A 7,108-nucleotide genomic window follows, 5' to 3' on the forward strand; every position below is an offset into this window, starting at 1 on the left:
CTCCGGAATCTGCACTTCCCCGGCTACGCGGAGGCCGTATCCCGACTTGACCACGTTCGGCTCCCCCCCCTCGAAAAGCACTGTACCGAGGCGGGGCAGGGAAGCTTGCACAAGGCCTTCGCCAGAAAGCGCATTCGTCGCCTTGACCGAGGAGACGATGCCACCGCCGGCGCGGGCAATCTCTTCATAGGTGGCGCCGTCGAGGCGCATTTCGAATTCGCGCGCCCGGTTACCGCCATGAACGATGTGGGTGTGGCAATCGACGAGCCCCGGCGTCACCCAGCGGCCCTCAAGGTCGATGATTTCGGCACGTTCGATGACGGAAACCGGCAATTCGCCCTCCGGGCCGGCATAGCGGATTCGGCCGTTTTCCGTGACGATCGCGCCTTTTTCAACAATACCCAGCCCCGGCTGACCCGGATCGAGCGTCGCGAGCCGGCCATTTCGCCAGAGGCTCGGTCTCTGCTCCCGCGCAAAAAGTTTGTTCCCGCTCATCAGCTTTACGCCTTTCCTTAGGTCGAAACATGTATATACATAATAATCGGGTGACAAGTGGAAATTTGGGCGTTTCCATGGAAAAGAAAGATGGAAGGCCCAACAGTAAGGGAAAAGGCGATGACGATACTTCATGCGGCGACTGCGCTCCTGCCTGAGGGGTGGCAAAGCGACGTGCGTCTCACAATTGATGGCGGCCTTATCGCGAAGGTTGAGGTCGGCGCGAAGGCCGAGGTGAGCGACGAGTGCCACAACCTCCTTGTTCCCGCGATGCCCAACCTGCACAGCCATGCATTCCAGCGTGCCATGGCGGGCCTTGCTGAAGTCCGTGGTCCTGCAAATGACAGCTTCTGGAGTTGGCGGGCGGTCATGTACAGGTTCGCGCTTTCGATGACGCCGCAGCATGTCGAGGCCGTTGCCGCACAGCTTTACATGGAAATGCTTGAAGCCGGCTTTTCGCGCGTCGGCGAATTCCACTATCTGCATCATGACAAGGACGGAAGCCCTTATGCCAATATTGCGGAGTTGGCGGAACGCATCGGCGCGGCGAGCGAGACGGCCGGTATCGGCCTGACATTGCTGCCGGTCTTTTACGCGCATTCGAGCTTCGGCGGTGCTGCTCCCCTCGAGGGCCAGCGGCGCTTCATCAACTCGCTTGAGAGCTTCGGAAAGCTGATGGAGCGAGCTCACATGATCGCCCGCAAGCTGGAAGGCGCAAAGATTGGTATTGCGCCACACAGCCTTCGCGCCGTCACGCCTGATGAGTTGGCAAAGCTCCTGCCGCTTGCAGAAGGCGGTCCGGTCCACATCCACGTCGCCGAACAGGTCAAGGAAGTGGACGATTGCATCGCTTGGTCAGGCGCAAGACCCATCGAGTGGCTCCTTGAGCATGCGCCCGTCGACCGCAGCTGGTGCCTCATCCATGCTACCCACATGACCGAGGATGAAACCCGGCGCATGGCCAAAAGCGGATCGGTCGCCGGTCTATGCCCCATCACTGAAGCCAATCTCGGCGACGGAGTTTTTCCAGCGCCGATCTTTCTCGAAGAGGGCGGGCGTTATGGCATTGGTTCGGACTCGAATGTCCAGATTACGCTTGCCGGGGAACTCCGCCAGCTCGAATATTCCGAACGCCTGGTGCTTCAGGCCCGCAACGTGATTGCAGGTACCAACGGCTCGACGGGCCGCACGCTGTTCGATCAGGCGCTTTTAGGTGGTGGTACGGCGCTCGGTGCTGCCGCTGGCCTCGCTGAAGGCAATTATGCGGATATCGTCGCGCTTGATTGCAGCAAGGTGCCTTATCTCGCACATGATCAAATCCTCGACCACTGGATATTCGCCGGCAGCGTCGCTGTCGATTGCCTCTGGGCCGTTGGCCGCAAACAGGTCGAAGGCGGCCGTCATCGCCAGCGTGAGGCGATCAGTCGGCGTTTCCTCGCTGCGATGGGCGAAATGCTTGCCGCCTAAGTCTTTCCTTGCTGGTGCATTCGCAATAGAGCAGGTGGCGCGACGCGGAGAGAATGATGAACGGCAGCAAGGATCCGACCCTGCATCAGCGCATTTTGAGCGAGATCGAAGGTCGCATCGTTTCGGGCGAGTGGCCGCCGGGCTTTCGCATCCCGTTCGAGGTCGATCTCGCTGCGCAATACGATTGCTCACGAATGACCGTCAACAAAGTGCTGACGCAGTTGGCGAAGGCCGGGTTGATCGAGCGCCGCAAGAAGTCCGGCAGCTTCGTCACCCAGCCGCAGTCGCAGTCCGCTGTGCTGGAAATCCACGACATCAAAGCAGAAGTTCAATCGCTGAACTTGCCGTACGCCTATTCGGTCATAAAAAACGCGAGCCGCAAAACAAAGGCGGATGACAAGCTCGATCTTCCGGTCGGCGGTCTCGTTAAAGAGGTCGTTTGCGTCCATTTTGCGGGGACCCGGCCTTTCTGTCTGGAAGAGCGCCTGATCAATCTTGGCAGCGTTCCCGAAGCGATTGATGCCGACTTCGGCGCAATCGCGCCTGGCCCCTGGCTTCTAAAACAGGTTCCGTGGAGCAAGGCGGAGCACAAGATTTACGCGTTTGCGGCTGGTGCTGAGGAAGCCGCAGCACTCGACATTCCCCGCTCTGCGGCCTGCCTCGTCATCGAGCGCCGCACCTGGAGCAGTGCCGGGCCTGTGACGCATGTGCGCCTTACCTATCCCGGCGACCGCCATGCGCTCGTTGCCCGTTTCAGCCCGGCATCCTGAGAATTCGCAGCAGGTCTATTGCGAATCATCCCACAAATAGCGGAAGTAAACATCAAGATGACTTCCGGCCGATAAGATGCGCTACGAAATCGACAATACCCTGCTGAAGAGCCTGCTGCCCGCATTCGCGCTGGCGGAGGATATGCTGGCCAGGCTGGATGAGAGGGTGGCCCGTTCGCCGGTCGGCGCTGGTTTTGCCGAACGCGGCCACTTTTTCGACGCTGCAGGCGCGCTCTGGGTTGCCGGAGAACTCGTGCATGTCGAAGACCTGGTGCTGCATGACGCGCATATGGACAGCCGGACGCCGAGCCACGAGCTGACGATTGCCCATGCCGTGCTGCGCGCACGACGTCGCATCTGGACGGCCGACCCCATCTGGGCGCTGAGTGGCGCCGGATTGAATGTACTTGCCGGCGCCGGTCTAGAAGATGCCGGGCGCGCACCCGAGGCAAGGCTGGCGTCGCCTGAAGAGGAAAAGGACGAAGGCGAAGCGCTGCTGTCGATGGAACTTGCCGAGATCGACGCCGTGCTCGCGCGCTCTCAGCGATTGCTCGACACTCATCTCGGCAGAGGTTCAAAGGTGGAAGAAAGGCCGAAGGAGACGCCTGGCGATCCGCTTGGCCTGTTCGGCGACGATGAATGGGACGAGGCCCAGCGTCTATCCGATTGGCGTGCGGTCATTCCGCTTGCCGAGGAGTTGCCTGCCGCCTTAGGCGCAGCCATCCTTTTCGAGGCCTGGGAGAGAACCGAACCGCTTCGGCGTCAGCACTGGCTGGGCGGCCTTCTGGTTTCAAGCTATCTGCGATCGCGGGGCAAGGTCACCTCTCATCTCTTTTCCTTCTATGCCGGATTGAAGGTAATCCGCCATGAGCGCCGCCGCTCGCGCGATCGGGCGACGCGGCTGCTCGCCTTCCTGGAGGCAATGCGTGAGAGTGCGGCGACCGGCCTGAAGGATATGGATCGTTTATCCCTTGCCCGCACCCAGATGGAACTGCGGTTCAGGGATCGCCGCTCGAACAGCAGCCTGCCGCAGCTTGCGGAATTCGTCCTTTCGCGGCCCATGGTTTCCTCGACGATGGTTGCCCGTCAGTTGCGGGTGACGAGCCGGGGCGCACTCAATCTTCTCAACGAGATCGGCATCCGCGAAATCACCGGCCGCGGACGCTACCGCGCCTGGGGTATCATCTGACACAACGAAGACGGCCGGGCATGTGGCCCGGCCGTCTTTTTTTCAGTGAACGCCCGGCCCGCCATCCTGTCACAGACTACGGACCGAGCGTTCTTGCGCTTCCATTGCCCCCAGAAGCGCAGTCTTTATTCCCGCTCGCCCGTGAAGTTCAGCAGGAGCTGGAAGATGTTCACGAAGTTCAGATAGAGCGAGAGCGCGCCGAAGACAGCAAGCTTCTGGTTCGATTCCTGATCGTGATTTTCCGAAAACTGTTCCTTGATGTTCTGCGTGTCCCAGGCGGTCAGGCCGACGAAGACGACGATACCGATCACCGAAATGGCGAACTGCAGCGCACTCGAACCCAGGAAGAGGTTGACGATGCTGGCGATGATGACGCCGATCAGACCCATGATGAGAAACGAGCCGAAACGTGAAAGATCACGCTTTGTCGCGTAGCCATAGAGACTGGTCGCGCCGAACATCGTCGCGGCGATGAAGAAAGTGCGCGCGATGCTCGTGCCGGTAAAGACCAGGAACACCGAGGCAAGCGACAGTCCCATGACCGCGCAGAACGCCCAGAAAGTCATCTGCGCAGCACTTGCCGACATCGTCTGGATGCGGAACGTGAAGAAGAAGACGAAGGCAAGCGGCGCGAGCATCACCACCCACTTCAAGGGCGACTGGAAGATCGGCACGTAAAGGGCCGGCGTGCTGCCGACGATGAAGGCGACGATCCCGGTGATGACCAGGCCGAGACCCATGTAGTTGTAAACGCGCAGCATATGCTGGCGCAGGCCTTCGTCGAAGACAGCCTGCGAGCCTGCGGCGGTGCCGTAGCCGTATCGCGGATTGTTCGGATTCATGTTAATCTCCTCGGGTTGACACTAGTAGAGCGAACGGGCGAGCCCTTCGGCAGCCCGGTCGAGTTCAAGATCCTTGTCACTGGCAATCAGCGCATAGGCGACCTCGCCGATCTGCCAGTAAGCAGCTTCAGCATTGTCGAGCGCCAGATGGCTGACCGGCTGAACAGCAAACGCGCCGGGCCGCACGGCAAAAAGCGAAAGCCGCTTCCCATCCGGTTCCCGGATTGCCATTTCGACACTGGGGCCGAACTCAGACGGAAAGATCTGGACATCGGAAACCTTCCAGTCTTTCGGGAGCTCCGGCATCGCGATTGCGGTCGCCGCACGAATGTCGTCGGCATTATATTGCGCCGCCGGCTGCGAAGGCATCGTTTCGCGAAGCTTGGCTGTCTGGTAGGCGCGCACCGCATCCTCGACGTAGGGCGGGGCCGGAACGGATGCGGCCACCTCCGTCGCCGTAAAGGCACCAAAGGATGTATGCGCCACCCAGCCTGCCATCACGAGGATGCCGACGGCGGCAATTCGCTGAACCGAATGAAGGATACGGCCGTAAGAAAGACCCCGCTCCAGACGTCGTGCGGCATCGCGGGTCTCGATCCGGCCAAAGGCGTTCTCTCCGGCGAGCGCCAGACGCAGCTCGCCCTTGATGCTGAGATCGGCCATTACCTTTGCGGCAATCGCCGGATTCTCGGAGAGATAAGACTCCACCTGGATGCGGCGTGCCACGTCCAGTTCGCCATCCACATAGGCGTCGAGATCGGCATCGATGATCGGATCAACTGCTTTCATTGCCGTTCCTTCCGATTAACCTCAGGTGTGAGGCACGCGGCGTCGCTGCCTCGAATTCGCGAAGCTGGGCCCGGGCGCGCGCGATGCGCGACATCAGCGTTCCGACCGGAATGCCGAGCGAGGCCGCGGCTTCCTGGTAGGAAAGATCCTCGATCGCCACGAGATGCAGTGCTTCGCGCTGTTCTTCCGGCAGGTCGAAGAAAGCATCACGAACCTGCTGAAGACGCACCGCATGTTCCTGTCCCGCCGGCAGCGACTGGTCTGCCTCGACGGCTGCCTTATCGTGCCTGCGCGTTATGGACCGGTTCTGACGAACCCGGTCGATATGGACGTTGTGGAGAATGGAAAGCAGCCAGGTCCTCAGATTGCCGCCGCGCCTAAAGCTCTGCCGCTTCTCGAAGGCGCGCACCAGCGCATCATGGACAAGATCTTCGGCGTCATCCGAATTGCGCACCAACGCACGCGCATAGCGCCTCAGCGCCGCAAGCTGCCCGATGACGTCGAATGGCCGTTCTGTCCGTTCCATGATTGAGTATACGACTGTCCGTGAGATTTTATTCCAGTTCTTCTGAAGTTTTTTAGCTGATGGAGGAAACTTCTTAGCGAGAACGACGTCACTATCCCGATACGAGGCGATCTTGTCCTGCAGTGGCCTTAAACGCTCACGCAGAGAGCTTTCATCTGTGCGGCGAAGCTCGGTTTCAAGTGCGCGCCGCACGGCCTGCGTCTTGTTGATGCAAGCGCGTCATGTCCGTGCTTGCTGTACGGGAGGCGTCGGCCGCCATCTGTCGCAAGAAACAGATTCCGATGGCCGAAACCGAGGCTCAGATCCGGGAATTTCTGCGGCTTGCAGAGATCGCAGTCGTATCGATAACGGTGACCGAAAATGACATTGCCCTCAGCGCCTTGAAAAAAGGGCCGCCATCGTTCCTAACCGCAACAGTGCGCTCAATCTGGTAGAGGGTTTTCACTATGCGGCGGCAAAGGCAGGCACGATGCCGATCCTGACGAGGGATGCCGGTTTCGCGCTGACCGATCTCACGACAAATGGTCCTGGTGTCTAGACAGTTTTTCCATCCGACAACTCCTCCAGAATTGGACAATCCGGCCGGCCGTTGCCATGGCAGGCATGCACCAGATGCTCGAGCGTCCGGCGCAGGTCCATCAACTCGCGGATCTTGCGATCAATCTCATTGAGCTTACCTTGTGCGATCTCCTTCACATCGGCGCTTGCCCGGCTTTTGTCTTCGTAGAGCGCCAAAAGCTGGCGGCATTCCTCGACGGAGAAACCCAAGCCACGCGAGCGCTGGAGGAAGCGCAGCTTATGGACATCGGCTGCGGCATAGTCACGATAGCCGTTTGCGCCCCTGCCGGGGCTGATCAGGCCGATATCCTCGTAGTAGCGGATGGTCTTCGATGGCAGACCGGACCGGTCCGATGCTTCGCCGATGTTCATCCTCTTGTCCTTTCAGAGTTTCTGGAGCCTCAGTCGCAGCGCGTTGCCGATCACGGAGACCGACGCCCGGCTCATGGCCGCGGCGGCGATACTCGGCGAG

The 7,108-nt window shown here is 60.2% G+C and carries 8 protein-coding genes; 3 read left to right on the forward strand and 5 right to left on the reverse strand.

What is annotated here, in order from left to right:
• On the reverse strand, nt 1-495 hold a 495-nt coding region (locus C9413_RS24915), incomplete at its 3' end, for an amidohydrolase family protein (RefSeq protein ID WP_170251041.1).
• Nucleotides 496-615: 120 nt separating this feature from the next.
• Between C9413_RS24915 and C9413_RS24920 the strand changes: the two genes are divergently transcribed.
• The 3 genes from C9413_RS24920 to C9413_RS24930 all read left to right on the forward strand — a co-directional run bounded on the left by C9413_RS24920 (nt 616) and on the right by C9413_RS24930 (nt 3,921).
• Entirely contained in the window at nt 616-1,962 is a 1,347-nt protein-coding gene (locus tag C9413_RS24920) for a formimidoylglutamate deiminase (RefSeq protein WP_040116579.1), read from the forward strand.
• A gap of 56 nt (nt 1,963-2,018) precedes the next feature.
• Nucleotides 2,019-2,732 (forward strand): histidine utilization repressor, encoded by a 714-nt coding sequence (hutC, locus tag C9413_RS24925; RefSeq protein ID WP_040115490.1) that lies wholly within the window; start codon nt 2,019-2,021, stop codon nt 2,730-2,732.
• 76 nt (nt 2,733-2,808) lie between these two features.
• A complete protein-coding gene (locus C9413_RS24930) occupies nt 2,809-3,921 on the forward strand; it encodes an RHE_PE00001 family protein (RefSeq protein ID WP_040115489.1) in 1,113 nt (370 codons plus the stop codon).
• A gap of 125 nt (nt 3,922-4,046) precedes the next feature.
• On the opposite strand, the gene C9413_RS24935 is transcribed toward C9413_RS24930, so the two are convergent.
• From C9413_RS24935 to cueR, 4 genes are all read right to left on the reverse strand, one after another.
• Nucleotides 4,047-4,763 carry a Bax inhibitor-1/YccA family protein gene (locus tag C9413_RS24935; protein ID WP_040115488.1) on the reverse strand — a complete coding sequence of 239 codons (717 nt, stop codon included), beginning with the start codon at nt 4,761-4,763 and terminating at the stop codon, nt 4,047-4,049.
• 21 nt (nt 4,764-4,784) lie between these two features.
• Nucleotides 4,785-5,552 carry an anti-sigma factor gene (locus C9413_RS24940; RefSeq protein WP_040115487.1) on the reverse strand — a complete coding sequence of 256 codons (768 nt, stop codon included), beginning with the start codon at nt 5,550-5,552 and terminating at the stop codon, nt 4,785-4,787.
• Nucleotides 5,539-6,078 carry a sigma-70 family RNA polymerase sigma factor gene (locus C9413_RS24945; protein ID WP_040115486.1) on the reverse strand — a complete coding sequence of 180 codons (540 nt, stop codon included), beginning with the start codon at nt 6,076-6,078 and terminating at the stop codon, nt 5,539-5,541. The genes C9413_RS24940 and C9413_RS24945 overlap by 14 nt, the downstream gene beginning before the upstream one ends.
• Nucleotides 6,079-6,612: 534 nt before the next feature.
• Entirely contained in the window at nt 6,613-7,008 is a 396-nt protein-coding gene (gene cueR, locus C9413_RS24950) for a Cu(I)-responsive transcriptional regulator (RefSeq protein WP_040115484.1), read from the reverse strand.
• Between the last annotated feature and the right edge of the window lie 100 nt (nt 7,009-7,108).

The sequence above is a fragment of the Rhizobium sp. SEMIA 4085 genome, from assembly GCF_013004495.1.
In the GTDB taxonomy this organism is placed as follows: Bacteria; Pseudomonadota; Alphaproteobacteria; order Rhizobiales; family Rhizobiaceae; genus Rhizobium; species Rhizobium gallicum.